General features: G+C 65.3%; 25 protein-coding genes. 16 read left to right on the top strand and 9 right to left on the bottom strand.

The window, feature by feature from the left end; translation table 11 throughout:
* Nucleotides 1-2: 2 nt before the first annotated feature.
* Nucleotides 3-2,285 (top strand): DNA topoisomerase IV subunit A, encoded by a 2,283-nt coding sequence (gene parC, locus HTY61_RS07780; RefSeq protein WP_175276255.1) that lies wholly within the window; start codon nt 3-5, stop codon nt 2,283-2,285.
* 10 nt (nt 2,286-2,295) lie between these two features.
* On the opposite strand, the gene HTY61_RS07775 is transcribed toward parC, so the two are convergent.
* Complete coding sequence (locus tag HTY61_RS07775; protein ID WP_175276254.1) at nt 2,296-3,078, bottom strand: LamB/YcsF family protein; 783 nt, start codon at nt 3,076-3,078, stop codon at nt 2,296-2,298.
* A 74-nt stretch (nt 3,079-3,152) separates the two neighbouring features.
* Between HTY61_RS07775 and HTY61_RS07770 the strand changes: the two genes are divergently transcribed.
* Nucleotides 3,153-4,070: a LysR family transcriptional regulator gene (locus HTY61_RS07770; protein ID WP_175276253.1), complete on the top strand. Its 918-nt coding sequence runs from the start codon at nt 3,153-3,155 to the stop codon at nt 4,068-4,070.
* Here HTY61_RS07770 and HTY61_RS07765 read toward each other — a convergent pair.
* Genes HTY61_RS07765 through HTY61_RS07755 form a run of 3 tightly spaced genes read right to left on the bottom strand, consistent with a single transcriptional unit; the run spans nt 4,054 to nt 6,985 of the window.
* Nucleotides 4,054-5,532 (bottom strand): tripartite tricarboxylate transporter permease, encoded by a 1,479-nt coding sequence (locus HTY61_RS07765; RefSeq protein WP_175276252.1) that lies wholly within the window; start codon nt 5,530-5,532, stop codon nt 4,054-4,056. The genes HTY61_RS07770 and HTY61_RS07765 overlap by 17 nt on opposite strands.
* Nucleotides 5,533-5,535: 3 nt before the next feature.
* The gene (locus HTY61_RS07760; protein ID WP_175276251.1) at nt 5,536-5,991 is read right to left on the bottom strand and encodes a hypothetical protein; all 456 of its coding nucleotides are present in this window, start codon (nt 5,989-5,991) and stop codon (nt 5,536-5,538) included.
* 1 nt (nt 5,992) lies between these two features.
* On the bottom strand, nt 5,993-6,985 hold the full coding sequence (locus tag HTY61_RS07755) for a tripartite tricarboxylate transporter substrate binding protein (RefSeq protein ID WP_210268626.1): 993 nt from the start codon (nt 6,983-6,985) through the stop codon (nt 5,993-5,995).
* 398 nt (nt 6,986-7,383) lie between these two features.
* On the opposite strand from HTY61_RS07755, the gene HTY61_RS07750 reads away from it, so the two are divergent.
* The 3 genes from HTY61_RS07750 (at nt 7,384) to HTY61_RS07740 (ending at nt 10,355) form a co-directional block, all read left to right on the top strand.
* Nucleotides 7,384-8,412 carry a hypothetical protein gene (locus tag HTY61_RS07750; protein ID WP_175276249.1) on the top strand — a complete coding sequence of 343 codons (1,029 nt, stop codon included), beginning with the start codon at nt 7,384-7,386 and terminating at the stop codon, nt 8,410-8,412.
* A gap of 222 nt (nt 8,413-8,634) precedes the next feature.
* Nucleotides 8,635-9,609 (top strand): glycoside hydrolase family 25 protein, encoded by a 975-nt coding sequence (locus HTY61_RS07745; RefSeq protein ID WP_175276248.1) that lies wholly within the window; start codon nt 8,635-8,637, stop codon nt 9,607-9,609.
* Entirely contained in the window at nt 9,606-10,355 is a 750-nt protein-coding gene (locus HTY61_RS07740; RefSeq protein WP_175276247.1) for a glutamine amidotransferase-related protein, read from the top strand. The genes HTY61_RS07745 and HTY61_RS07740 overlap by 4 nt, the downstream gene beginning before the upstream one ends.
* Here the strand turns inward: HTY61_RS07740 and HTY61_RS07735 are convergent.
* Nucleotides 10,312-10,989, bottom strand: coding sequence for a hypothetical protein (locus HTY61_RS07735; RefSeq protein ID WP_175276246.1), 678 nt, complete (start codon nt 10,987-10,989; stop codon nt 10,312-10,314). The two genes, HTY61_RS07740 and HTY61_RS07735, sit on opposite strands and share 44 nt — an antisense overlap.
* Nucleotides 10,990-11,355: 366 nt before the next feature.
* Here HTY61_RS07735 and HTY61_RS07730 point away from each other — a divergent pair, with 366 nt between their 5' ends.
* The gene (locus tag HTY61_RS07730; protein WP_175276245.1) at nt 11,356-11,859 is read left to right on the top strand and encodes a flavin reductase family protein; all 504 of its coding nucleotides are present in this window, start codon (nt 11,356-11,358) and stop codon (nt 11,857-11,859) included.
* On the opposite strand, the gene HTY61_RS07725 is transcribed toward HTY61_RS07730, so the two are convergent.
* From HTY61_RS07725 to hemB, 4 genes are all read right to left on the bottom strand, one after another.
* Nucleotides 11,840-12,736 (bottom strand): DMT family transporter, encoded by an 897-nt coding sequence (locus HTY61_RS07725; protein WP_175276244.1) that lies wholly within the window; start codon nt 12,734-12,736, stop codon nt 11,840-11,842. The genes HTY61_RS07730 and HTY61_RS07725 overlap by 20 nt on opposite strands.
* A 28-nt stretch (nt 12,737-12,764) precedes the next feature.
* A complete protein-coding gene (locus HTY61_RS07720; RefSeq protein ID WP_175276243.1) occupies nt 12,765-13,514 on the bottom strand; it encodes an arginyltransferase in 750 nt (249 codons plus the stop codon).
* A gap of 70 nt (nt 13,515-13,584) precedes the next feature.
* A complete protein-coding gene (locus HTY61_RS07715; protein ID WP_175276242.1) occupies nt 13,585-14,058 on the bottom strand; it encodes an RDD family protein in 474 nt (157 codons plus the stop codon).
* Between the two features lie 59 nt (nt 14,059-14,117).
* Complete coding sequence (gene hemB, locus HTY61_RS07710) at nt 14,118-15,122, bottom strand: porphobilinogen synthase (RefSeq protein WP_175276241.1); 1,005 nt, start codon at nt 15,120-15,122, stop codon at nt 14,118-14,120.
* A gap of 105 nt (nt 15,123-15,227) precedes the next feature.
* On the opposite strand from hemB, the gene HTY61_RS07705 reads away from it, so the two are divergent.
* The 10 genes from HTY61_RS07705 to HTY61_RS07660 all read left to right on the top strand — a co-directional run bounded on the left by HTY61_RS07705 (nt 15,228) and on the right by HTY61_RS07660 (nt 23,821).
* Nucleotides 15,228-15,659 (top strand): DUF6163 family protein, encoded by a 432-nt coding sequence (locus HTY61_RS07705; RefSeq protein ID WP_175276240.1) that lies wholly within the window; start codon nt 15,228-15,230, stop codon nt 15,657-15,659.
* A 137-nt stretch (nt 15,660-15,796) separates the two neighbouring features.
* Entirely contained in the window at nt 15,797-16,309 is a 513-nt protein-coding gene (gene ldtR / locus HTY61_RS07700) for a transcriptional regulator LdtR (protein WP_175276239.1), read from the top strand.
* Nucleotides 16,310-16,608: 299 nt separating this feature from the next.
* Nucleotides 16,609-17,880, top strand: coding sequence for a L,D-transpeptidase family protein (locus HTY61_RS07695; RefSeq protein WP_175276238.1), 1,272 nt, complete (start codon nt 16,609-16,611; stop codon nt 17,878-17,880).
* Nucleotides 17,881-18,053: 173 nt separating this feature from the next.
* Nucleotides 18,054-19,373 (top strand): serine hydroxymethyltransferase, encoded by a 1,320-nt coding sequence (gene glyA, locus HTY61_RS07690; protein ID WP_175276237.1) that lies wholly within the window; start codon nt 18,054-18,056, stop codon nt 19,371-19,373.
* Between the two features lie 9 nt (nt 19,374-19,382).
* Nucleotides 19,383-19,877: a transcriptional regulator NrdR gene (nrdR, locus tag HTY61_RS07685; protein ID WP_175276236.1), complete on the top strand. Its 495-nt coding sequence runs from the start codon at nt 19,383-19,385 to the stop codon at nt 19,875-19,877.
* Between the two features lie 18 nt (nt 19,878-19,895).
* Nucleotides 19,896-21,002: a bifunctional diaminohydroxyphosphoribosylaminopyrimidine deaminase/5-amino-6-(5-phosphoribosylamino)uracil reductase RibD gene (gene ribD, locus HTY61_RS07680; protein WP_175276235.1), complete on the top strand. Its 1,107-nt coding sequence runs from the start codon at nt 19,896-19,898 to the stop codon at nt 21,000-21,002.
* On the top strand, nt 21,002-21,628 hold the full coding sequence (locus HTY61_RS07675) for a riboflavin synthase (protein WP_175276234.1): 627 nt from the start codon (nt 21,002-21,004) through the stop codon (nt 21,626-21,628). Before ribD ends, HTY61_RS07675 begins: the two co-directional genes overlap by 1 nt.
* A gap of 39 nt (nt 21,629-21,667) precedes the next feature.
* Nucleotides 21,668-22,114, top strand: coding sequence for a 6,7-dimethyl-8-ribityllumazine synthase (locus HTY61_RS07670; RefSeq protein WP_175276233.1), 447 nt, complete (start codon nt 21,668-21,670; stop codon nt 22,112-22,114).
* On the top strand, nt 22,107-22,586 hold the full coding sequence (gene nusB, locus HTY61_RS07665) for a transcription antitermination factor NusB (protein ID WP_175276232.1): 480 nt from the start codon (nt 22,107-22,109) through the stop codon (nt 22,584-22,586). Before HTY61_RS07670 ends, nusB begins: the two co-directional genes overlap by 8 nt.
* Entirely contained in the window at nt 22,583-23,821 is a 1,239-nt protein-coding gene (locus HTY61_RS07660; RefSeq protein WP_175276231.1) for an MFS transporter, read from the top strand. The genes nusB and HTY61_RS07660 overlap by 4 nt, the downstream gene beginning before the upstream one ends.
* Nucleotides 23,822-23,835 lie beyond the last annotated feature (14 nt).

Raw genomic sequence — 23,835 nt, 5'->3', positions numbered from 1 at the left:
CCATGTCAAAGCAAGTCACTCCGCCCGGCTCCGGCGACGGCGCCGGCAAGCAAATCGAGCCTATCGACCTCAAGGCGGCGCTCGAGGAGCGCTATCTGGCCTATGCCCTGTCGACGATCATGCACCGGGCGCTGCCCGACGCGCGCGACGGGCTGAAGCCGGTTCACCGGCGCATCCTGCACGCGATGCGGCTGCTCAAGCTGGATCCGCAGCAGGCTTACAAGAAATGCGCCCGCATCGTCGGTGACGTGATGGGTAAGTTCCACCCGCACGGGGACCAGGCGATCTACGATGCGCTGGTGCGTCTCAGCCAGGATTTCGCGGTCCGCTATCCGCTGGTCGACGGGCAGGGCAATTTCGGCAACATCGACGGCGATAACGCGGCGGCCATGCGCTATACCGAGGCGCGCATGACCGAGGTCGCCACGCTGCTGCTGGAGGGCATCAACGAGGACGCGGTCGATTTCCGCCCGACCTACAACGAGGAGGACGAGGAGCCGGTCGTCCTTCCGGGCGCCTTCCCGAACCTGCTGGCCAACGGATCGTCCGGCATCGCCGTCGGCATGGCGACCTCGATCCCGCCGCACAATGCCGCCGAGCTGTGCGATGCCGCGCTGCATCTCATCGATCACCCGGACGCATCCATCGAGAAGCTGGTGGAGTTCGTTCCGGGGCCGGACTTCCCCACGGGCGGCACCATCGTCGAATCGCGGGAATCCATTCTGGAATCCTATTCCACCGGTCGCGGGGCATTCCGCGTGCGCGCCCGCTGGCACCGGGAGGATACGGGCCGCGGCGGCTACGTGATCGTCGTCACCGAGATTCCCTACATGGTGCAGAAGTCGCGCCTGATCGAGAAGGTGGCCGAGCTGATGCTGGCCCGCAAGATCCCGCTTCTGGAGGATATCCGCGACGAGAGCGCCGAGGATATCCGCATCGTGCTGGAGCCGAAGTCGCGCACGGTCGACCCGCAGATACTGATGGAGTCGCTGTTCAAGCTGACGGATCTCGAGAACCGGGTCCCGTTGAACATGAACGTGCTGTCCGGCGGCATCGTGCCGAAGGTGATGAACCTGCGCGAGGTCCTGCGCGAGTGGCTGGACCACCGTCGCGAGGTCCTGCTCCGCCGCTCCCGGCACCGTCTGTCCAATATCGAGAAGCGCCTCGAGGTGCTGGCCGGCTTCCTGATCGCCTATCTCAACATAGACGAGGTGATCCGCATCATCCGCTTCGAGGACGAGCCCAAGGCGAAGCTGATCGAGCGTTTCGAGCTGTCCGAGGTCCAGGCCGAGGCCATCCTCAACCTGCGCCTGCGCGCCCTCAACAAGCTCGAGGAAGTCGAGATCCGCAAGGAACATGACGAGCTGACCGCCGAGAAGGAAGGCATCGAGAAGCTTCTGGCCTCCGAGGCGCTTCAGTGGAAGACGGTTGCCTGGCAGGTCGCCGACGTGAGGAAGAAGTTCTCCAAGGATACCGAGCTGGGTGCCCGCCGCACCGATTTCGCCGAGGCGGTCGAGATCGACCTGGAGTCGGTCCAGCAGGCGATGATCGAGAAGGAGCCGATCACCGTGGTCGTCTCCGAGAAGGGCTGGATCCGCGCGATGAAGGGCCATCTGGCCGATACCTCGTCGCTGTCCTTCAAGGAGGGCGACAAGCTCAAGCTGGCCTTCCACGCCCAGACCACCGACAAGATCCTCGTCCTCACCACCGGCGGCAAGTTCCACACTCTCACCGGTGATCGCCTGCCGGGCGGACGCGGTCACGGCGAGCCGATCCGCATCATGGTCGACATGGACAACGACCAGGACATCGTCTCGGCCTTCGTCCACCGGCCGAAGGGCAGGTTGCTGCTGGCCTCCGCCGCCGGCAACGGCTTCGTGGTGCCGGAGGCCGATGTCGTCGCCAACACCCGCAAGGGCAAGCAGGTGATGAACGTGAAGATGCCGGACGAGGCCAAGCTCTGCGTGCCGCTGCCCGTGGACGAGGACGGCAATGCCGCCGCCGATCACGTCGCCGTCGTCGGCGAGAACCGCAAGCTGCTGGTATTCCCGCTTGAGCAGGTTCCCGAGATGAGCCGCGGCAAGGGCGTGCGCCTGCAGCGCTACAAGGATGGCGGCATCGCGGATCTGCGCGTATTCGCCCTGGACGAGGGACTGACCTGGCAGGATGCCTCGGGCCGCAACTTCAACCGGGGCAGGGAAGAGCTTCTGGAGTGGATGGGCGTGCGCGCCGCCGCCGGCCGCATGGTGCCGAAGGGCTTCCCGCGCAACGGAAGGTTCTCCTAGCCCGGGTCCGCTAAGCCGCCAGCTCCGTCACCGTCTTCGGCATCACGCCCATCGCCGCGCACCGGGCGCGGATAACGCGCGCTATGGCGATGGCCGTCGGCTCGTCGCCGTGGATGCAGAACGTGTCGATGCGGCTCGGCAGCCGGGTTCCGTCGAGGGCGGCGAGTTCCTGCGCCTCCAGCATCCGCAATGTCCGCTCGGCGGCCTCCTCGGCGTCGCGGATGACCGCGTCGGCCCGGCTCCTCGGCATCAGCCGCCCGTCGGGCATGTAATGGCGGTCCGCATAGGCCTCGTGCAGCACCTGCAGCCCGGCCCGTTCGCCGGCCGCGACCATTTCCGACAGGCAGTTCGCGACGAACAGCAGGTCGCGTCCCGCCGCGCGTATGCCGCGCGCGATCGCGTCGGCCAGTTCCGGGTCCTCGTGCGCCATGTTGTTGAGCGCGCCGTGCGGCTTGACGTATTCGACCTTCGCGCCGCGCGCCTCGGCCAGCGCCTTCAGCGCGCCGATCTGGTAGGTGACCATGTACTCCACCTCGCGCGCCGGCATCGTCATCCGGCGGCGGCCGAAACCGCGCAGGTCGTCGAAGCCCGGATGGGCGCCGATGCAGACCCCGTGCTGCTGCGCCAGTTCCACGGAGCGCGCCATGACCAGCGGGTCCCCGGCGTGGAATCCGCAGGCTATGTTGGCCGACGTGACCAGCGGCATGAGCGCCTCGTCCTGGCCCGTATTGTAGGGGCCGAGGGCTTCGCCCATGTCGGCATCGATGCAGATGTTCCGGTGCTTGGTGTCCATGATGGCCGCATACTGCTGAGCGCGTGTTTGTGTGTCCAATGCATTTGTGATAGCCGTCCTCATGCAACGGGCGCATGGATGGCGGGCTTATGCTGGAACTCAGGGAATTGCGGAATTTCGTCGCCGTCGCGGAGCGCCTGAACATCACCACGGCCGCCCGCGAGGTCAATCTCAGCCAGCCCGCCCTCTCCCGCCAGATCCAGGCGCTGGAGCGCAAGCTGGGTGTCGACCTGCTGGAGCGGGTGGGCAAGCGGCTGGTGCTGACCGCCGAGGGCGCGGACTTCGCGATACAGGCGTCGGAGCTGCTCGAGCGCGCTGCCGATCTGGCCGACCAGGTGTCCCGCAACGAGCTGGAGAACGGCGGCAAGCTGCGCATCGGCGCATCGCCGCAGACGATCTCCTGGCTGGTCTCGCCGGCCATGGCGCGGTTCAGGGAGCATTTTCCCCATGTCGATCTGGTCGTCGGCGAGGGCAACAACGACGCGCTGGTCGAGATGGTCGAGCACGGCGCGGCGCATCTCGTCGTCGCCAATCTCGGCATCAGCAACGTGCTGGCGGCGCAGAAGCTCTTCGACGCCCGGCTCCATGCGGTGCTGCCGCCCGGCCACGCGCTGCAGGGCCGCTCCGCCATCACCATCGACGACATCGCCGACGAGCCGATGCTGGTGATGCGCAACGGCTTTCTGACCCGGCACCTGTTCGAGCAGACCGTGGCCGCGCACGGCATCCGCCCGCGCGTCGTGCTGGAAAGCGAGAGCACCCACACGCTCGCCGCGCTGGCCCGCGACGGTCACGGCGTCGCCATCGTCTCCTCGTCGGCGCAGGATATCCCGCCCTTCGGCCATGCGGTGCGCATCCGTTCCGGCCTGTGCCAGACTTCGGCCGAGGTGTCGGCCCTGTGGAACCCGCGCCGCTACCGCCCGCGGAACCTGTCGCGCTTCCTCGACATCCTTGTCGAGGTCTGCAACGAGCGGCTCACCGGCCAGGCCTGAGGAACACGCCGAGCGCAATCGCTGAGGCGGCGAGGAACACCAGCGCGATCGGGTGCTGCCCGACCGCCGAGACCGAGTGGTTGGTCACGATCAGCGCCTGGCGCAGCGACAGTTCGAACAGCGGCCCGATGACGAAGCCGATCAGGAACGTCACTACCGAGTAGCCGTAGCGCTGCATCACGAATCCCAGCCCGCCGAGCATCAGCATGACCACGACCGAGAAGGCGGTGTCGCGTTGCAGGTATGTGCCGACCACGCAGAACAGGATGATGAAGGGAATGATCACCTGCAGCGGGATGCGCGTGGCGCGCGCGAACAGCGTCAGCCCGGCCCGGCCGACGACAAGCATCGCCAAGCTGGCGACGATCATCGAGACATAGATGCCGTAGATCAGGCGCGGATGCTGCTCGAAGACGAGCGGCCCCGGCTGCACCCCGTGCAGCATGAAGGCCGACACCAGGATCGCCGCCGAGACGCTGCCCGGCAGGCCGATGGCGAAGAGCGGGATCAGGCTGGCCGGCAGCACGGCGTTGTCGGCGGCTTCCGTCGCCGCGACGCCCTTCAGGTCGCCCTTGCCGTATTGGTCGCCGGGCCGCGCCATCCGCTTGTTGATCGCGTAGGAGAGAAAGGCCCCGATGGTCGGTCCGAGGCCCGGCATGATGCCGGCGCCGATGCCGATGCCGGTGGCGCGCAGCGTCACCGGAAACACCCGCCTGACATCCGCCGCGCTCAGCGTCTTGTTGGCCTCGTCCTGGTAGCGGACGTCCTCCGCGTCGCCGCCTTTGCGGGCGAAGAACTGCTGCGTCTGCACCAGCATCTCGGTGAAGGCCAGCATGCCCACCGTCGCCGCGATCAGCGGTATGCCGTCGAACAGCTCGATCATGCCGAAGGTCATGCGCGGCGTCGCGCTTTCCGGGTCGAGGCCGATGGTCGCCAGGAACAGTCCGAACACGCCGGAGATCATGCCGCGCGCAAGCGACGGTCCGGACAGCGCGGCGATGAAGGTCAGGGCGAAGATCATGACGGCGGTCATTTCCACCGGCCCCATCTTCAGCGCGAAGCTGGCCAGCGGCGCCGCCATGAGGATCAGCACCACGGTCGCCACCAGGTCGCCGAAGACCGAGGCGTAGAGCGCCACCTTCAGTGCCCGCGTCGCCTCGCCCTTGCGCGCCAGCGGGTAGCCGTCGAAGGTGGTCGCGGCGGAACTCGGCTCGCCGGGCGTGTTGAGCAGGATGGCGCCGGTCGCGCCGCCGGCCGCGCTGGCCTTGGTCACGCCGACGAGGAAGGCGATCGCCGCGATGGGCGACATGGAATAGGTGATGGGCACGGCCACGGAGAGCGCGGCGGGCCGGCTCAGTCCGGGAATGACGCCGACCAGGTAGCCCAGCAGGATGCCGCCGATCACCGCGAACACGGAATGCGGCTGAAGGGCGTCGGCGGCGCCCTGGAGAAAGATGTCCATGCGTCAGATTCCCGACCAGTCGATCAGCAGCAGCAATGCGGCTGCTGCGCACGTCATTGTCGCCAGCCGCAGCGGCTGGCGGACGCCCAGCGCCAGCGAACATGCCAGCACGAGAATGGCGCCGCCCGGCGTGAGGCCGGCGAAATGGATTGCGGCGACGCCCAGCGCGGTGGCCGCCATCAGGGCCGCAACGCCGCCGAGCCCCTTGCGCTTGGCGGCCTTTGGCGCACCCTTGCGCAGGTCGGTCAGCAGGCCGACGATCGCGAAGATCGCGATTGCGATGACGGTCACGTCGGGGAGCATTCTCGGCGACAGGCCGAAATTGTCGCTTTCGCGGGTGCCCGCGGGGATCACGAGGAACAGCGCGATCGCGCACAGCGCCAGGATGATCCCGCATTCGACGAAAGGCCCGGCGCTCGTGCCGGGTCTTTCGTTCCTGTGTGTGTCGGTGTCCGGCACGCTACTTCATCGCCGCCTTGAACTGGGCGCTCTGGGCGCGGATCTGCTCGTCGAAGGCGTCGCCGGTCAGGATGTAGCTGCCCATGTTGCGGCCGGCCAGCACCTCGAGGACCTTGTCGGACTTGGCTGCGGCCTCGAAGGCCTCGACCAGCTTGGCCTTGACGTCGTCCGGCAGTCCGGCGGGCGCGGCATAGATCACCATGTTCACGCTCGACATGTCGTAGCCGAGGCTGGTGAGCGTCGGCACGTCCTCGAAGCCGGGGATCGGGTTGGTGCCGAGGCCGGCCATTACGGCCAGTTCGCCCGCCTTCGCCTGGGCGTAGTAGGTGCCGGAGCTGTAGGCGAAATCGACATGGCCGCCGAGCGTCTGCGCGACCGCTTCGGCGCCGCCCTTGGTCGGAACCGGCTTCAGCATCACGCCTTCCTGCTCGGCGATCGCCGCCATGACGACGCGGTCGAGCGAGGTGGTGGAGGCGTATGTCAGGCCGCTGTCGCTTTCCTTGGCCGCGGCGATGACGTCCGAGAAGTCCTTCCAGCCCTTGGCCGGCAGGGCGACGATCGCCTCGGGGAAGACGCCGAACGCGCCGATATAGTCGAAATTGTCGATATTGTAGGCGAGGTCGGACGTGTGCGGGTCGAACGACACGGTCGTGGTGATCGCCGCCGCCAGGTTGTAGCCGTCGGCCGGCTTGGACATCAGCGCCGTCAGTGCCAGTCCGCCGCCCGCGCCGGGCTGGTTCTCGACCACGAGGGACTGACCGAGCGCCGTCGATAGCGCGTCGGCCGCCGCGCGGGTGATCGTGTCGACACCGCCGCCCGGGCCGAACCCGACGGTGATGGTGACTTCCTTCTCGGGATACTCGGCTACCGCCGCCCCGGAGGAGGCGATCAGGGCGGCGCCGATCCCGGCCACCATGTTGAAAAGCGAGAGTTTCATCGGGTTCTCCTTGGTCATCGCAAGCTGCAGGTCTCGTACCGCGTAACCTTGGAGCATCCCGATCTATGCTGTCCAATGCATTATGCGCAGCCATATTCATGCGCTCGGTGCATCATCGGGAACGGGAAATTGCAGGAAAGGCGTCCGGACGAGCGTCCGGTGTAGCAGGTTTCGCGCCTGCGCGCCCGCCCGTCTGAAGTAAAGGAGTCCGGGAATCTTTTCGGATCCGGCAGTTCCCGGCTGCCCGGTATGTCCGCCGGACATGGCACGGAAAGGGCGGTGGGCGCCGGGCGGGCAGGAAGGGAACCCGTCCGCGGTGGATGAAATCTGTTCGTTTTCGCCGCTAACACATTGTTCCCGAAAGACTCTCCATTTTCGGGGCACCCGGTTGGTCCACCGTTCCCGCCACGCATCTATCCTTGTTCGCGCCGCATGGTGCGGCGTGGAGGCAGGCGATGCAGTTCGACTGGGCACTGGCGATAGAAAGGAACCGCAGGGACCTGCTGCGCATCCTGCGTGAGTTGTTCGTGCTCGCCGGGCTGGATTTCGAGACGGCTGCCGAACCCGCGTCCGGTCCCGTTGCCGCCCCCGAGGCCGACGCCGGCTCGTTCGCCCCTCCATCGGTCCTCCCGGCCACCCTGCCGCGCTACGCCGTTCTCCACGTCCGCCGCATCCTGCGCTCCGCCGAGGCCGCCGTGCGTCGCCTGATCGTGATCGCCGCGCGCGACATCGAGGTGCAGGTCCGCCATGCGCCTGCCTTGAAGCCGAAGACGGGGCGCGATGGCGGAGGGCCGGTGAAACCGGCAAACGCCGTTTCCCCCTCACCCGACGCGCTGCGCGCGCCACCCTCTCCCGCGAGGGGAGAGGGGAGGAGCGAACCCGCCACCCCCGTCACCGTCACCATCCGCCCCGAGCCGCCGCTGCCGGAAGAGGCCGCGGCATCGGCCCCGCAGCTCGTCCGCGTACCGGTGAACCTTGGGCTGGCCAACATCCGCATCATCCCCGATCCCGAGCCGGAACCGGAGGAAGAGCCGGAAGGGCCGGTGCCGCTCGGCCCCATCCCGGCCTTCCCGCTGGTCGATCCGCGCAAGCGCTTCGATTTCACCCGCCCCCGGCGCCGTTACGCACGCACGCGCCCGCGCATCCGCCTGCTGGGCGACAACCCGTTCCCGGTCTACATGCGCCGCCCGCCGGAGCCGGAACCCGAAATGCGCCTGCCGGGCGATGACGTCCCGGCCGCGACCCTGCTGCGCCGCCTGGTTTCGGCGCGCATGGCGCTGGACAACATCCAGAACGAGGCGCGACGCCTTGCCCGCCACGAGGCGCGCGTCCGCCACCGCCCGCCGGACAGCCGCCGGGTGATCTACACCGCGCTGCGCCCCGGCCCGCCGCCGGGGCACCGGAAGCGGAACCGCCACGCCATCGACGAGGTTCTGAGGGAATGCCACCGCGTGGCGGTCTGGGCCGAGAACGGCGATCCCTGACGGCGGAGAAGCTGCGCGCGGACGGGTGAACCCGCTTCCGGAGACGGGACGCGGGAATGGTGGCGCGCGTCACTGTCTCCCGAGCGGGGCAGGCGAGGGGCATTCGGGCTTTACCGTTCGTTAATCATTCGAATTGACTCGGCCTTAGTAAAGTTCCGTTAACGCTGAGGGTTGCGCCGCGAATGGCGAAGGACCTCAAACAGTTTCGCGTATCGGGTGAACATGCGTTTTCTCCTTCCGGCCGTCCTTGCCGCCGCGCTCGGCGGCTGCACGGCGTCCTCAAAGATGGATGTGCTCGACATCGCGCCCTCCGGCGAGACGGTGAGTTCCATCACTGCGCCCGCGCCCCCGGCACCGGTCGGTGAGGGGGCACCCGTTACCGCGCTGGCTGGCAGCACGCCGGAATCGCCGGCGCGCTCCGCCCTGTTTCCGCCCGAGGTCCTGCCGAAGGAGGAAGTCGCCTTCGTCGCGCCGTCCGGGGCGATCCGTTCCGCGGTGAGCAGGATCCATCCGCCAAGATTCTCCGATGCCAAGCCGGTCAGTTTCGGCCGGGTCACTCCGAGGCATTTCGCGGTTCACGGCGTCGATGTCTCGCGCTGGCAGGGCGACATCGACTGGCACACCCTGCGCAAGCAGGGCGCCAACTTCGCATGGATCAAGGCGACCGAAGGCGTAGATCACGTCGACGACGCCTTCAGGCGCAACTGGATCGAGGCGAAGCGGGCCGGCGTGCCGCGCGGCGCCTATCACTTCTTCTACTGGTGCCGCACCGCGCGCGACCAGGCGAAATGGTTCATCCGCAACGTGCCGAAGGAGGCGGGTGCCCTGCCGCCGGTTCTCGACGTGGAATGGAACTCCCACTCGCGCACCTGCAAGCACCGGCCGGACAAGTCGGACATTCTCGAGAAGATGCAGGTCTTCCTCGACGCGCTGGAGCGTCACTACGGCCAGCGCCCGATCATCTACACCTCGCCGGACTTCTACCGCGACAACCTGCAGGGCCGGTTCCGCGACTATCCCTTCTGGCTGCGCGCCGTCGCCGAGCATCCGCAAAAGGTCTATCCGGGCCGCGACTGGGTGTTCTGGCAATACTCCGGCACCGGTCGCGCAAAAGGCGTGTCCACCCATATTGACCTGAATGTTTTCAATGGTACGGAACGCGACTGGCATGAATGGTTGAGTCGGCGCGTGCGTTGAAACACAAGATTATCGTTATTGAACACTGGGATCTGGCCGAGCCCGATTTCGGCCGGCGGCATCTCGCCGCGCGCGGCTTCGATGTGCAGGTGGTCGAGCCCTGGCGGGGAGAGAGACTGCCCGAGCTGACCGGCGATGAGGCGGGCGTCATGGTGATGGGCGGCCCGCAGTACGTCACCCGAACCGACGAGGCGCCCTACCTACTGGACGAGTTTCGATTCGCCGAGGCGGCGATGGCGAAGGGCGTGAGGACCGTCGGCATCTGTCTCGGTTCTCAGATCCTGGCCCACGTGCTCGGCGCGCGGGTCGGTTTCCACCCCGAGGGCTGCACCGCCCTCGGTTTCTACGACCTGCTGCCCACCGAGCAGGGCAGGGCGTGGTTCCTGGAGGGCATGAAGGTTCTCGCCGGCAATTCCCAGGGCTGGGAGATGCCGTCCGGCGTCACGCCGCTTGCCCGGGGCGATCTTTTCCCCAACCAGGCCTTCGTTGCGGATGGCACCGCGGTGGCGTTGCAGTTTCACCCGGAGGTGACGCGGCCGATCCTCGACCAGTGGCAGGAAGAGTTCGCGTCGCTTGTCGGCAGGCCGGGGACGCAGTCGGTGGAGCAGCAGGATGCCGGCTTTGCCGCGCACGATGCGGCACTGAAGGCCTGGTATTCGGATTTCCTCGATGACTGGTTCGGGCGGCAGGATGACCGGTCCGTTACGGCCACACCACGTACAGGAACTTGTGCCCGTCCTGAATGAAGTTGGCGTTTCGCCCGGTCGCCTTGTCGGTCATCGAGCCGTCGCCGCTGCGCAGGAAGCTCCGCTCCTGGAAGCGGGCGATCGCATCGAAATCGGCCACGATCTCCGATGACACGCCGGCGAATGTGCCGGTCGCCGTGAAATGGATGGTGTAGATGCCGCGGGATCGCAGCCCGATGTCCTCCAGGTCGAGCACGCTGGCCGAACCGCTGCGCATCGCCTCGACCATTCGGATATTGGCTTCGCGTTCGGCCCGGTCGCCGCGCCTGAGCCATTCGCCGCTCCGCATCTCGTCCAGGATCGACTTGCGGGTCATGGTTGCGGCGCGGGCGTGTTCGGCCATTTGCCTGGCTGCGGGGTCGTCTGCATCGCGCGCGCAACGTTCCAGCTTGGCGAGGCTGTCCACGATGTTGCCGCCGTTGCGTGGCGTCGATTTGAATCGGAGGATTTCCTGCAGGGCCGAAACGATTGCCGGTTCCAGGATGCCGGTTGCCGGTGGAACGAAAGCGACCGGCCCGGTTCCGTGCGAACCGGCAAGATCGTCATCAATCGGTTCGACGACCGTTGCCGATCCGGTCGATACCTCGGGTGTGCCGTCGGGCGAGGACTTGAGAATGATATCTGATCTGAACATGGATGCGCCCCCGGAACAGGGCAAAGGTCTTCTCGCAATTGTGGCCGGGCCGGCCGGCTGGCAAATCTGACGGCGAATAATCACCATCAGGTATTGAGGAATTGTTAAGGCTGTTGGTTCCCGCTGCCGAAAGGCATTCTGTGCCGGAAGCCTTGTCTCGGCGGAATTCGGGGCCATATCCGCCACTCGGTCCCCGAATCGGGGCCGGTCGGTCGCTCCTGCGCGTCCGCCTGCCGCCCAGGTGGTTGCAAAGCGGCGGATTATCGCGCATCTCGCGGTCATGATAACGCTCGCGAACGCGAATGTGCGGCGCGAACATGGAAAACGCGCCGAAGGCAAGGAAGTCCCTTGAGGAACACCGACAGAATGAACGCGGACGCCCGTCTCGAGATCGGGGAAATGGACCACGCCGACCTGAAGCGGGCGATGGGTTGTTTTGCGACCGGCATTGCCGTCGTGACGACCCGCCATGGCGGCGCGGATCTCGGGATGACCTGCAACTCGTTCAACACGGTTTCGCTGGAGCCGCCGCTGGTCCTGTGGAGCGTGCGCCGCGCGGCCGCCAGTCACGACGCCTTCGTTCATGGCGGCGGTTACACGGTTAGCATCCTTGGCGCCGATCAGGAGGATATAGCGAACCGCTTCACCCGCGGCAGCCAGGAGGAACGTTTCGCCGATCTGCCGGTCGAGCGGCTGCCCACCGGCCGGCTGGTGATCGGAGGCGCGGCCGCTTGGCTTGACTGTTCGCTGGAGAATGTCGTCGAGGCGGGCGATCACGACATACTGATCGGTCGGGTTCTGGAATTCGACTCGACCCTGAAGGATACGCTCGGCTACCTTCGCGGCCGTTTCACGAAGCTGCGCTCCTGACCGCTTCCGCCTGCCGCCCGCGCTGCCTCGCGAATTGCCAGGCGCTGTGTGCGGCGAGAGCGGTGACGAGGATCGCGCCGCCGGTCAGGGTGGCCGCCGTCGGGGTTTCCCCGAAAATCAGCCAGATCCACACCGGTGCCAGCACGGTCTCGAGCAGGTAGAACATCGCCACCTCCGGGCCGCTGATATATTTCGGCCCGGTCGCCAGCAGCCAGAATGAGACGGGGATCAGGATGGCGCCGTTGAGGATCAGCCACCACGGCGCCTCGACCGTGAGTTGCCCGGCGTCGCCCGCGGCCAGCATCACGGCGGCGATGGAGGCTGGGATCACGCCGCCGGCCATCGGGGCGAATCCCATGTCCCGGCCGCTCTTGCGGGTGATCGTGATGGCAATGGCGATCAGGAACGCCGCTGCCAGCGCCATGAGATCTCCGAGATAGTTGCCCGTCCTCAGCCCGTCCCCGACGATCAGCGTGACCGCGGCCATCATGACCGCCATCGTGGCCAGCGTGACGCGGTGCGGCCGCTCGCCCAGCGCGAGCCAGCCGAGCAGTGCGGCGAACATCGAGTTGAAGGCGAGGATGAACACGACATTGGCCGCTGCGGTGTTGAACACGGCTCCGATGAACAGGACCGCCGAGCAACCGTAGAGCGCGGCGACGATGATGCCCGTTCGTCCCGGCAGAAAGGTTATGGCCCGTTTCCGCCACAATCCGGCAATGCCCCAGACCAGCAGCGCCACGCCGATCCCGAGTCCCGAGCGCACGAATTGCACGGTCCAGATGTCGGCGGCAGCAAGCCGCAGGACGGGTATGTCGAAGGTGAGCACGAAGCCGCCGATGCCGGTCAGCAGCAGGCCTTTTTGATGGGGGGACATGAACGTCGAAGCCGCTGGGAACGAAAAGTCAGCCCTTGTAGAGTTCCCATCCGGCCGAGGTCAAATGCTCCTGCGGCCGGAAGCGAGTCTTGTATTCCATCTTGCGCGAACCCTCGACCCAGTAGCCGAGATATACGTGCGGCAGCCCGCGCGCCCGCGCCCTCGAGATGTGGTCGAGGATCATCCATGTGCCCAGCGACCGCTCGGGCATGTCCGGGTCGTAGAAGGAATAGACCATCGAATAGCCGTCGGACATCCTGTCGGACAGGGCGACGGCGACGAGGGGGCCTTCGCCACGCCCGGTCACGAAGCTGTCCGGACCGCGCTTGCGGTACTCGATGACCGCGGTCGGCACATGCGTGTCTTCCACCATCATCGCGTAGTCGAGCACGGTCATCTCCGACATGCCGCCCTCCTTGTGGCGGGCATCGAGATAGCGGCGGAACAGCGAGTATTGCTCGCTTGTCGGCTCTGCCTTGTGTTCCGTGCCGACAAGGTCGTCATTGACCCTCAGAATGCGGCGCATGTTCTTCGAGGGCGCGAAGCCGTCGACAAGGATGCGCACCGACACGCAGGCCCGGCAGGTTTCGCATGCGGGACGGTAGGCGATGTTCTGGCTGCGGCGGAACCCGCCCTGGGTGAGCAGGTCGTTCATCTCCCCGGCCTTCTCCCCGACCAGGTGCGTGAACACCTTCCGTTCGTACTGCCCCTCCAGATAGGGGCACGGCGACGGCGACGTCAGGAAGAACTGCGGTGATTTCGGGGAATGCTGTGTCATGCCGCCAGTCTCGCTTCACGCATCAGATTTGGCGAGATCGGTCGAAAGGTCAATAGATGCGCATCTCTGTTCAGTCCTGGGACCGCACGGCAACGATGCCGAGGGCAAGATCGTGCAATGTCCGCTTGTGTTCGAGGAACAGCGGCGCGAGAAGCAGCGGCATGAAGATGGCGGCGGAGGCCCAGAACAGCACCGCGTGGACAACCGCGGTCACGAAATCGATCCGCCGGCCGTCGTAGCGCTTGAGGCGGATGCCCGCCATCCGCATGCCGATCGTTGCCTGCGACGGCCCGCCCACCGACCAGCCGACATATGTGAGCGCAACCAAGGGAGTCAGGATCGCGTAGAGCAGCCATCCGATCCCGAAGGTGGCGATGCCGAGCAGGAAAATCAGCGGAACTGCGATGATGATCAGGATGGCTACCATCGCGTAGTCGATGAGGAAGGCGATGATGCGCCGCGTGCGCACGCCCTCGAACAGCCGCCAGTCGTCGTAGCGGTCCGGAAAATCCTGCGGGGAGGCCTGGGTCTGTGTGTAGGGCATGGGCGATCCTTTCCGTCTCCGACGTGGGATCGCCCGCCGGCATTATCAAGGGCGGCTGGTCAGGCGCCGCTGCCCAGGATTTCCGCAACGCGGGGCGCGTAATAGGTCAGGATGCCGTCGCATCCGGCGCGCTTGAAGGCAAGCAGGCTCTCGAGCATCACCCGTTCCCCGTCGATCCAGCCATTGGCCGCCGCCGCCTCGATCATCGCGTATTCACCGGACACCTGGTAGACGAATGTCGGGAGCTGGAAGGTCTCTTTCACCCTCCGGCAGATGTCGAGATAGGGCAGGCCCGGCTTGACCATGACCATGTCGGCGCCTTCCTCGATGTCGGCTTCCGTCTCGCGTAGCGCTTCCTCGGTATTGGCGGGGTCGATGTAATACGTCTTCTTGTCACCCTTCAGCAGTCCCGAAGTGCCGATCGCCTCGCGATAGGGGCCGTAGCAGGCCGAGGCGAACTTGGTGGCGTAGGACATGATCGCCACGTCCTGGAAACCGGCCTCGTCGAGTGCGTCGCGGATCACGCCGATCCGACCGTCCATCATGTCCGACGGCGCGATGATGTCGGAGCCCGCGGCGGCCTGGCCGACGGCGGCCCTGGCGATCTGTTCCACCGATTCGTCGTTGACGATGACGCCGTCGCGCAGGATCCCGTCATGGCCGTGATCGGTGAACGGGTCGAGCGCCGCGTCGGTGATGATCCCGATTTCCGGAACGGCAGCCTTGATAGCCTTTGTCGCACGGTTGATCAGGTTGTCCTCGTCGAGCGCGTGGCTGCCGGTCGTGTCGCGCTTTTCCATTGCGACATTGGGGAATGTGGCAATCGCGGGAATGCCGAGTTTCGCGGCAGCCTCGGCAGCCTTGACGGCTCGGTCGACAGTCAGCCGCTGCACGCCCGGCATCGCCGCGATGTCCTCGGCGGCGTCTTCCCCCTCTATCAGGAAGATCGGCCATATCAGATCGTTGACCGTCAGCTCGGTCTCGCGCACCAGTCGGCGTGCCCAATCCGTCTTGCGCATGCGGCGCAGGCGCCTGCTGCCGGTAACCTCATCGACGCTTCTCATCGTCAAGTCCTGTCCAGTTTCTGTCTGCGATGCGGGTTTGCCTAGCATGGCAAATCGGCTATTGCCATTGGTCGACGCACCGGGAAAGGCGAAGGGGGGAACCTCGTGGCATTGCTCACCGGCGAGATAAGGGAACAGCAGCAATCCGTCGTGCAGGCGGTCTTTGTGTGGTTCCTGCGCGCCATGGCGGCTGTCGCCATGATCGCCGGCCTGTCCTACTGGGCCCAGTTGATCGGTCTCGACAATGACTCCCTGCCGCGCTTCGACCGGTTGCCGGTGCACTGGAAGGTGCCTTGCGTGACGCTCGCGGTCCTGTTGCCTGTGGCTTCGATGGGACTCTGGACGCTGACCTCCTGGGGAATCGTGCTCTGGACCTTCGCCTGCCTCATCGAGATATCGATCTACGGCATATGGGCCGACCGCTACATGTCCCGGCCCGGACTGGTCGCCGGCCTAGTTGGTGCGCTGTCGGTGCTTTTCGTTTTCATCGTCATATTGGCGGTCCGGCGCTTCCGCGAACGATTAAACGAATATTAAGGACGTTTGGAAAGGTGTGTCTGGTAATCGCCTGTTAACTCTGGCGTTTAAGTCGAATTTTATTCGCATTCGGTAGTTTGCCCCTCAACGGTGAGAAGAAAAAACAATCACCGGCATAACAGAGAGGCAATAAGATCATGATGAATGCGACCAATATGGTGGGCGCAAAGCCCGACAAGCCGTCTGAGCAAGAAGTTCGCGATCTTTACTTGGAATCCCTGCAACTTGTTGAGCGTCTTCATCGCAGGTTGCTTGATGTGGTCAAGGACGAGTTCGATCGTGCCGGCCGCTCCGATATCAATGCCGTTCAGGCGCTTCTGCTGTTCAATATCGGCGACAGCGTGCTGACTGCCGGTGAACTGCGTTCGCGCGGCTACTATCTCGGCTCGAATGTTTCCTACAACCTCAAGAAGCTCGTCGAGCTCGGCTTCGTGAATCACGAGAAGTCCAAGACGGATCGTCGTTCGGTACGCATCAGCCTGACCGAGAAGGGCAAGGAGATCGCCGATATCGTTGCCGAGCTCTACAACCGGCACATCCTTTCCATCGAGGCTGTCGGCGGTATCGGTGCCGACGAATTCCAGGCGATGAACCGCGCCATGCAGCGTCTTGATCGCTTCTGGAACGACACGATTCTCTATCGTCTCTGAATCTCTGGCCTGCCGGCGCATTGTCGAGAGGGGTGCGGGCAACCGCGCCCCTCTTGCCGTTCGGGTTGGCCGCTCGGGGCCGGCATACCGTTTCGCGACACGGATTGGCCATATTCCTGTGAACACTGCGGCGGCAACGGCGGGCGTGACGAAGAGCACAGCGTTCATCATGCAATCGCTGCTTTCTCGCTCGCGGAACCGTGAATGTGGTTTCCGCTTTGTTAAGTTGACGTTGTTACCAGCCGGGCACAATAAGACCGGGTGGTCTGTACCCTTGAATGCGCACACGCAGGTGATCGATGAACGGAACCGGAAAAACCAGCCGTCGCTCTTTCCTCAGGAATGCCGGGATCGTAGGCGCGATTGCTGCGGGCATAGTTCCGGCAAGGTCCCAGGACACGCTGAACGAGATCTTCCAGTCCCCCCGGCGCGGCAACTGGGACGACCAGTTTGACGCGGTCGGGACGAGGGCGCCGGAAGTGAAGTCCCGCCAGCCGATCCTGAGCCCGGCGACCGTGTCCTATGTCGAGCGTGCGATCGGCACCTATCGCGGCATTGTCATGCAGGGCGGGTGGCCTCATGTGAACCTGACCCAGCGCGTCACGGTCGGTTCGAGCGATCCGGCGGTGCGCCAGCTGCGCCGCCGCCTGATGATATCCGGCGACCTGCCGCGCAATTCTGGCGACAGCCCGGTCTTCGACACGTTTCTCGATGCAGCGGTCAAGCGCTTCCAGCAGCGCCATGGCATGCCTGCCGATGGCATCATCGGCAATGTGACGCTCGCGGCGCTGAACGTGCCGGCGGATATCCGGCTCGGTCAGCTCGAGACCAACCTTGTCCGGCTGCGTTCCATGTCGGGTTTCCTTGGCGATCGCTATGTCGTGGTGAACATTCCGGCGGCCGAGATCGAAGCCGTGGAAAACGGTCGCGTGGCGCAGTACCACAAGGCCATTGTCGGCAAGATCGATCGCCAGACGCCGATCCTGAATTCGAAGATCCACGAGGTCATTCTCAATCCGTATTGGACCGCGCCGAAGTCGATCATCGAAAAGGACATCATTCCGTTGATGCGCAAGGATCCGACCTATCTGACGCGCAACTCGATTCGCCTGTTCGACCGGGATGGAAACGAGGTGCCGCCGGAACTGGTCGACTGGTCGACGAACGAGGCGGTGAACCTGCGGTTTCGCCAGGATCCCGGCAAGATCAACGCGATGTCATCGACCAAGATCAACTTCCACAATCCGCACGCGGTCTACATGCACGACACGCCACAGCAGAGCCTGTTCGGCAAGTTGCTGCGGTTCGAATCCTCCGGATGCGTTCGCGTCCACAATGTGCGCGAGCTGACGACCTGGCTGCTGCGTGACACGCCCGGCTGGACGCGGAACCGCATCGAGGAGGTGATCGCGACCGGCGAGAACACCGAAGTCGCACTCGTCGAGCCGGTTCCGGTGTATTTCGTCTACATATCCGCGTGGTCGACGGGCGATGGCGTGGTCCATTTCCGTGACGACATATACGGACGCGACGGTGTCGATGAGCTGATGCTGACCTCGACCACGCTCTGACCGTCTTGCGTCGGGCCTTCTTCCATGCCGGCCTCGTGCCGGCATTTTCTTTTTCCGGCTGTCGGGAACCGGCTGGAACCAATTCGCGATCAGGCAATGGAAGTGCGGCGGGATACGTGATAATGCGCCCGCGCTAATGGATTTCTCCCGTTTCCCGGAAAGGAATGAAACCGATGTCCCAGAACGCCGCGGCCAACTCCAATGCGTATTCGGATGCGTTTTTCTCCGAAACGCTGGCCGAACGTGACCCCGAGATATTTGACGCTATCCGAAAGGAGCTGGGTCGCCAGCGCCACGAGATTGAGCTGATCGCATCGGAAAACATCGTTTCCCGCGCTGTTCTCGAAGCGCAGGGCTCGGTGATGACGAACAAGTACGCCGAGGGTTATCCGGGCAAGCGCTACTATGGCGGCTGCCAGTTCGTCGACATCGCCGAGGAACTTGCCATCGAGCGCGCGAAGAAGCTGTTCGGATGCAATTTTGCCAACGTCCAGCCCAATTCCGGCTCGCAGATGAATCAGGCGGTATTCCTGGCGTTGCTGGAGCCGGGCGACACCTTCATGGGACTCGATCTGAATTCCGGCGGGCACCTGACCCACGGCTCGCCGGTGAACATGTCCGGCAAGTGGTTCAACGTCGTGTCCTACGGCGTGCGGGAGGATGACCATCTGCTCGACATGGACGCGATCGCCGCCAGGGCGGAGCAGCACAAGCCGAAGCTGATCATTGCCGGCGGCACCGCCTATTCGCGTTTCTGGGACTGGGAGCGTTTCCGGGAGATCGCCGATTCGGTCGGGGCCTATCTCATGGTCGACATGGCGCACATTTCGGGGCTTGTCGCAGGCGGAGTCCATCCGTCGCCGGTTCCCCATGCCCATGTCGTCACCACGACCACGCACAAGTCCCTGCGCGGGCCGCGCGGCGGCATGATCCTGTGCAATGACGAGGCGATCGCGAAGAAGATCAACTCGGCCGTTTTCCCCGGCTTGCAGGGAGGTCCGCTGATGCATGTCATCGCCGCGAAGGCCGTTGCGTTCGGCGAGGCGCTGCGCCCCGAATTCAAGACCTATGCGCAGAATGTCGTCGCCAACGCGCGGGCGCTCGCCGACAGCCTGAAGCAGAACGGTATCGACATCGTTTCGGGCGGAACCGACAATCACCTGATGCTTGCGGACTTGCGCCCGAAGACCGTCACCGGCAAGGCGGCAGAGGCGGCGCTGGGACGGGCCAACATCACCTGCAACAAGAACGGCATTCCCTTCGACCCGGAGAAGCCCTTCGTCACCTCCGGTATCCGGCTCGGCACACCGGCGGGGACCACCCGCGGCTTCGGCCCCGCGGAATTCCGAGAGATCGGCGCGATGATCGCCCGCGTTCTCGACGGCTTGAGGCAGGCGGGACCGGACGGCGACAATTCGGGCATCGAGAGCGCCGTGAAAAAAGATGTGATTGCGCTGACCGAGCGCTTCCCGCTCTACGGCTACTTGGGATAGCAAGCGCACATGCGCTGCCCGTTTTGCCAGTCCCTGGATACGCAGGTTAAGGATAGTCGCCCCGCGGAAGACGGGGTGGCGATCCGCCGACGCCGTGTCTGTCCGGATTGCGGGGGCAGATTCACGACCTTCGAGCGCGTCCAGCTCCGCGATCTCTACGTGATCAAGAAGAGCGGTCGCAAGGTGCCGTTCGACCGGGACAAGCTCGCCCGGTCGTTCGAGGTGGCATTGCGCAAGCGTCCGATCGATCCCGAGAGGGTGGAGCGCGCCGTTTCCGGCATCGTTCGTCAGCTGGAAAGTTCCGGCGAGCAGGATATCGCTGCCGAGCATATCGGAACGCTGGTCATGGAGGCGCTGAAAGGCATGGACGACGTCGCCTATGTCCGCTTCGCCTCCGTCTACAAGAACTTCCGCGATCCGCAGGACTTTCAGGATCTCCTCGGCGAACTCGGCGGCAATTTGCCGCCGGAGGACGAAGAGCCGCTTGCGCCGGGCGTGGAATAGCTCCACTTTCGCGCCGCTATGGACACCACGACCGAACTCGACCGCCGTTTCATGGCGGCCTGCATCCGCTACTCGCGCCGTCACCTTGGCCGCACCGGAACCAATCCGTCGGTCGGAACGCTGATCGTGGCCGACACGGGCGACGGCCCGGTCATCGTCGGCCGCGGCGTGACCGCCGTCGGAGGTCGTCCCCATGCCGAGACGATCGCGCTTGCCGAGGCGGGCGAGCGCGCGCGCGGTGCGACGGCCTATGTGACGCTGGAGCCGTGCGCTCATCACGGACGCACGCCGCCCTGCGCAGAGGCGCTGGTGGCGGCAGGCGTGGCGCGCGTCGTGGCCGCGGCGACCGATCCCGATCCGCGCGTGTCGGGAAACGGCTACCGGATCCTGCGCGACGGGGGTATCGAGGTTGTATCCGGAGTCATGGCCGACGAGGCCGGATCGGTCCTGTCCGGCTACCTGACCCGTTCCGCGAGGAAGCGTTGCCGGTTGACCTTGAAACTGGCGGTGTCGGCCGATGGCATGATCGGCCGGGAAGGCGAAGGCCAGGTCCCGATCACCGGAGAGGTCGCCCGCGCGCAAAGCCACGTGATGCGGGCGGAACATGACGCGATTCTGGTCGGCATCGGCACGGCACTGGCCGACGATCCGCAGCTGACCTGCCGGCTGCCCGGACTTGGCGACCGCTCGCCCATGCGCATCGTTCTCGACAGCCGGGCGCGCCTGCCTCTTGAATCGCGGCTGGTGCGCTCGATCGATCTGGCCCCGCTTGCCATTGCGACGATTGCGCCGGAGTCGGGGAATGCGCGGCATCTCGAAGGTGCGGGTGCGCGGCTGATCGCCTGCGAGGAGCATGAGGGCCGCGTGGCGTTGCCCGAGCTGCTCGAGGATCTCGCGGCACTGGGGATCACGAATCTTCTGGTGGAAGGCGGAGCCGGTGTCGCCCGGGCCTTTCTCGACGAGGGGCTGGCGGATCGTATCCTCCTGTTCGAGAGCGATGTTAGGATTGGTCCGAACGGCATTGCCGCGCCCGTCGGGCGCGCCAGCCTTCCGGCGGGCTACGTTCCCGCAGGGAAATGGAGGTTCGGTGCCGATCGTTGTTTCGAATTCGTGCAGGAGAAGTGATGTTTACCGGGATCGTTACCGACATAGGCCGCATAGCCGCCGTGACCGACCGCCCGAAGGGCAGGCGGATACGCATCGGGACGGCTTACGATCCTGCCACCATTGAGATCGGGGCCTCGATTGCCTGTGCCGGGGTGTGCCTCACGGTCGTCGCCTTGCCGGACACCGGTTCCAACGAGCGCTGGTTCGAGGTCGAGGCGTGGGAGGAGGCATTGCGGCTCACCACCGCCTCCGCCTGGCAGGAGGGCACGCGCATCAACCTCGAGCGCGCCATGAAGGCGGGCGACGAGTTCGGCGGGCACATGGTGTCCGGCCACGTGGACGGCAAGGCGGTAATCCTGGGGCGCGAGGAGGAGGGGGAGGCGGTCCGCTTCCGGATCGAGGCGCCGGCGGAATTGTCCCGTTACATCGCGCCGAAGGGATCGGTGGCGCTGGACGGAACCTCGCTGACCGTCAATTCGGTGGAAGGCGACGTGTTCGATGTGCTGCTGATCCGCCATACCCTGGCGGTGACGACCTGGGGCGAGCGGGCCGCGGGAGACGCAGTGAACCTGGAGGTCGACCAGATGGCGCGCTATGTCGAACGCTACATGAATCGCCTTGCGGACCACGCCAAAGAGGCGTAGGCCACCGCCCGAAACCCAAACGCTCCGGAGTTCCCCTTCATGGCCGATGATGCACCGCATTTGCTGATCGTGGAAGCGCGCTTCTACGAGGGCTTGTCCGAAGCGCTGCTCGAGGGCGCGACAGCTGCGCTCGAAGAGGCCGGCGCGACCTGGGATGTCGTCACCGTGCCGGGCGCACTCGAAGTTCCGGCGGCGATCTCCTTCGCGATCGAGGGTGACCGCCACTATGACGGATTCGTTGCGCTGGGCGTCGTCATTCGTGGCGAGACCTATCACTTCGAAATCGTCGCAAACGAATCCAGCCGTGCCTTGATGGAACTCGCCGTTGACGGGGCCGTGGCCATCGGAAACGGCATTCTCACCGTGGAGAACGAGGCGCAGGCCTGGGCGCGGGCGCGCCGCGAGGAGAAGGACAAGGGCGGATTCGCCGCAAGGGCCGCCCTGACGATGATTGAACTGCGCCGGCAGATGAGTGTCGATGACTGATTCCCGAAAAAAACCGGCCGCCAAGCCGGCCAACAAGCGCGGCGCGGCGCGTCTGGCGGCCGTGCAGGCGCTCTACCAGATGGACCTGTCGGGAAGCGGCGTGCTTGAGACCGCCGCCGAGTACGAGGCCTTTCGTCTCGGCAAGGAGATCGACGGGTTGCTGTATCGCGAGGCCGATCCTGGCTGGTTCAGGTCGATCCTGTCCGGCGTTGTTGCGCAACAGAAGCAGCTCGACCCGGTCCTTCGCAACGCGCTGACCGGCGACTGGCCGCTTTCGCGGCTGGATTCGACGTTGCGCGCGATACTCAGGGCAGGGGCGTGGGAATTGACCGCGGTCAAGGACGTTCCGCCCGCCGTCGTGATTTCGGAGTATGTCGACATCGCGCGCGCCTTCTACGAGGAGGGCGAAGAGCCGAGGATGGTCAATGCGGTGCTCGACAGGATCGCGAAGGAGAAACGGGCCGGGACATGACGACAGACGGCGAAATACGGGAGGCAGCGGCCAGGCGCACGGCGCTCACGCTTGCAGTGGCGCAATCCGTTGTCGGGGCGGCTGCGCCGATCTCGATTTCGCTTGGCGGGCTGGCCGGGCAATATCTGCTCGTCGTGAACGATGCCGACCCGTCCTTCGCCACCGCGCCGGTCACCGGGTTCAATGTCGGTGTCGCGCTCGGTGCGCTGCCGGCCGCGTTGCTGATGCGCATGCTCGGCCGCCGCGTCGGCTTCATGTCGGGCGCGATGGTGACGGCGCTTGGCGGTGCCATTGCGGCGATCGCGCTGTTCCAGCTCAATTTCTGGCTGTTTGCCACCGGCCTGCTCGTGATCGGCATGGGCGGGTCGTTCGTGCAGCAATACCGTTTTGCGGCCGCAGACAATGCGCCGCCCCGTTTCAGGCCGAGGGCTATCTCCTGGGTCCTCGGCGGCGGGGTCTTTGCCGCGGTCATCGGCCCCCAGGCCGTCGTGTGGACTCGCGACCTGTTCGATCCGGTCCAATATGCGGGTGCTTTCGTGGCCTTGATCGGGCTCGGTCTGCTCGGTGTCGGCATACTGTCCACCCTGAATGTCGGCCGGGACAAGGTGGGCGAGAATGCGGTTTCCGGGCCGCCGCCGCGGCCGCTTGCCAGGATCATTCTTCAGCCGCGTTTCATCGTCGCCTTTGCCTGCGGCGTCGGATCCTATGCGCTGATGAGCTTCGTCATGACAGGCGCGCCGCTGGCGATGGTGGGGTGCGGCTTCACGACGGACGAGGCCGCGCTCGGCATTTCCTTCCACGTCATGGCGATGTTTGCGCCGAGCTTCGTGACCGGGCGCCTGATCGCGCAGTTCGGCAAGGAACGCATCGTTGCCGTCGGCATGCTCCTGCTGGTCGGCTGCTCTGTCGTCGCCCTGTCGGGCATCGCGCTTTGGCAGTTCTGGACGGCGCTGGTCCTTCTCGGGGTCGGCTGGAATTTCGCCTTCATCGGTTCGACGGCGATGCTGACCGACTCCTATCATGCCAGCGAGAAGAACCAGGTGCAGGGTCTGCATGACTTCCTGCTGTTCTCCACGGTCGCTTTCGCCTCGCTGATGTCCGGCTTCACGCTGAATGTCTTTGGCTGGGAAATGCTCAACTGGATCGTCTTTCCCGTTGCCGCCTTTTGTCTGACATTGCTCGGGCTTCTGGCAGTCGCATCGCGCCGTTCCGCTGCGTCACAGGCCGGCGAATAGGATTTCCCGCTGGA

It is taken from the genome of Oricola thermophila (assembly GCF_013358405.1).
GTDB lineage: Bacteria > Pseudomonadota > Alphaproteobacteria > Rhizobiales > Rhizobiaceae > Oricola > Oricola thermophila.
The sequence above is the reverse complement of the archived record's forward strand: the minus strand, read 5'-3'. Positions and strand labels throughout refer to the sequence as shown.

Coding starts and splice junctions, on each gene's coding strand:
- HTY61_RS07660 (WP_175276231.1), top strand. CDS start 22,583: ATGACGACAGACGGCGAAATACGGGAGGCAGCGGCCAGGCGCACGGCG.
- HTY61_RS07765 (WP_175276252.1), bottom strand. CDS start 5,532: ATGGACATCTTTCTCCAGGGCGCCGCCGACGCCCTTCAGCCGCATTCC.
- HTY61_RS07675 (WP_175276234.1), top strand. CDS start 21,002: ATGTTTACCGGGATCGTTACCGACATAGGCCGCATAGCCGCCGTGACC.
- nusB (WP_175276232.1), top strand. CDS start 22,107: ATGACTGATTCCCGAAAAAAACCGGCCGCCAAGCCGGCCAACAAGCGC.
- ldtR (WP_175276239.1), top strand. CDS start 15,797: ATGATGAATGCGACCAATATGGTGGGCGCAAAGCCCGACAAGCCGTCT.
- HTY61_RS07735 (WP_175276246.1), bottom strand. CDS start 10,989: ATGTTCAGATCAGATATCATTCTCAAGTCCTCGCCCGACGGCACACCC.
- hemB (WP_175276241.1), bottom strand. CDS start 15,122: ATGAGAAGCGTCGATGAGGTTACCGGCAGCAGGCGCCTGCGCCGCATG.
- HTY61_RS07725 (WP_175276244.1), bottom strand. CDS start 12,736: ATGTCCCCCCATCAAAAAGGCCTGCTGCTGACCGGCATCGGCGGCTTC.
- HTY61_RS07750 (WP_175276249.1), top strand. CDS start 7,384: ATGCAGTTCGACTGGGCACTGGCGATAGAAAGGAACCGCAGGGACCTG.
- HTY61_RS07755 (WP_210268626.1), bottom strand. CDS start 6,985: ATGCTCCAAGGTTACGCGGTACGAGACCTGCAGCTTGCGATGACCAAG.
- HTY61_RS07695 (WP_175276238.1), top strand. CDS start 16,609: ATGAACGGAACCGGAAAAACCAGCCGTCGCTCTTTCCTCAGGAATGCC.
- HTY61_RS07720 (WP_175276243.1), bottom strand. CDS start 13,514: ATGACACAGCATTCCCCGAAATCACCGCAGTTCTTCCTGACGTCGCCG.
- HTY61_RS07730 (WP_175276245.1), top strand. CDS start 11,356: ATGAACGCGGACGCCCGTCTCGAGATCGGGGAAATGGACCACGCCGAC.
- nrdR (WP_175276236.1), top strand. CDS start 19,383: ATGCGCTGCCCGTTTTGCCAGTCCCTGGATACGCAGGTTAAGGATAGT.
- HTY61_RS07770 (WP_175276253.1), top strand. CDS start 3,153: ATGGATGGCGGGCTTATGCTGGAACTCAGGGAATTGCGGAATTTCGTC.
- parC (WP_175276255.1), top strand. CDS start 3: ATGTCAAAGCAAGTCACTCCGCCCGGCTCCGGCGACGGCGCCGGCAAG.
- HTY61_RS07715 (WP_175276242.1), bottom strand. CDS start 14,058: ATGCCCTACACACAGACCCAGGCCTCCCCGCAGGATTTTCCGGACCGC.
- HTY61_RS07775 (WP_175276254.1), bottom strand. CDS start 3,078: ATGGACACCAAGCACCGGAACATCTGCATCGATGCCGACATGGGCGAA.
- ribD (WP_175276235.1), top strand. CDS start 19,896: ATGGACACCACGACCGAACTCGACCGCCGTTTCATGGCGGCCTGCATC.
- HTY61_RS07670 (WP_175276233.1), top strand. CDS start 21,668: ATGGCCGATGATGCACCGCATTTGCTGATCGTGGAAGCGCGCTTCTAC.
- HTY61_RS07745 (WP_175276248.1), top strand. CDS start 8,635: ATGCGTTTTCTCCTTCCGGCCGTCCTTGCCGCCGCGCTCGGCGGCTGC.
- glyA (WP_175276237.1), top strand. CDS start 18,054: ATGTCCCAGAACGCCGCGGCCAACTCCAATGCGTATTCGGATGCGTTT.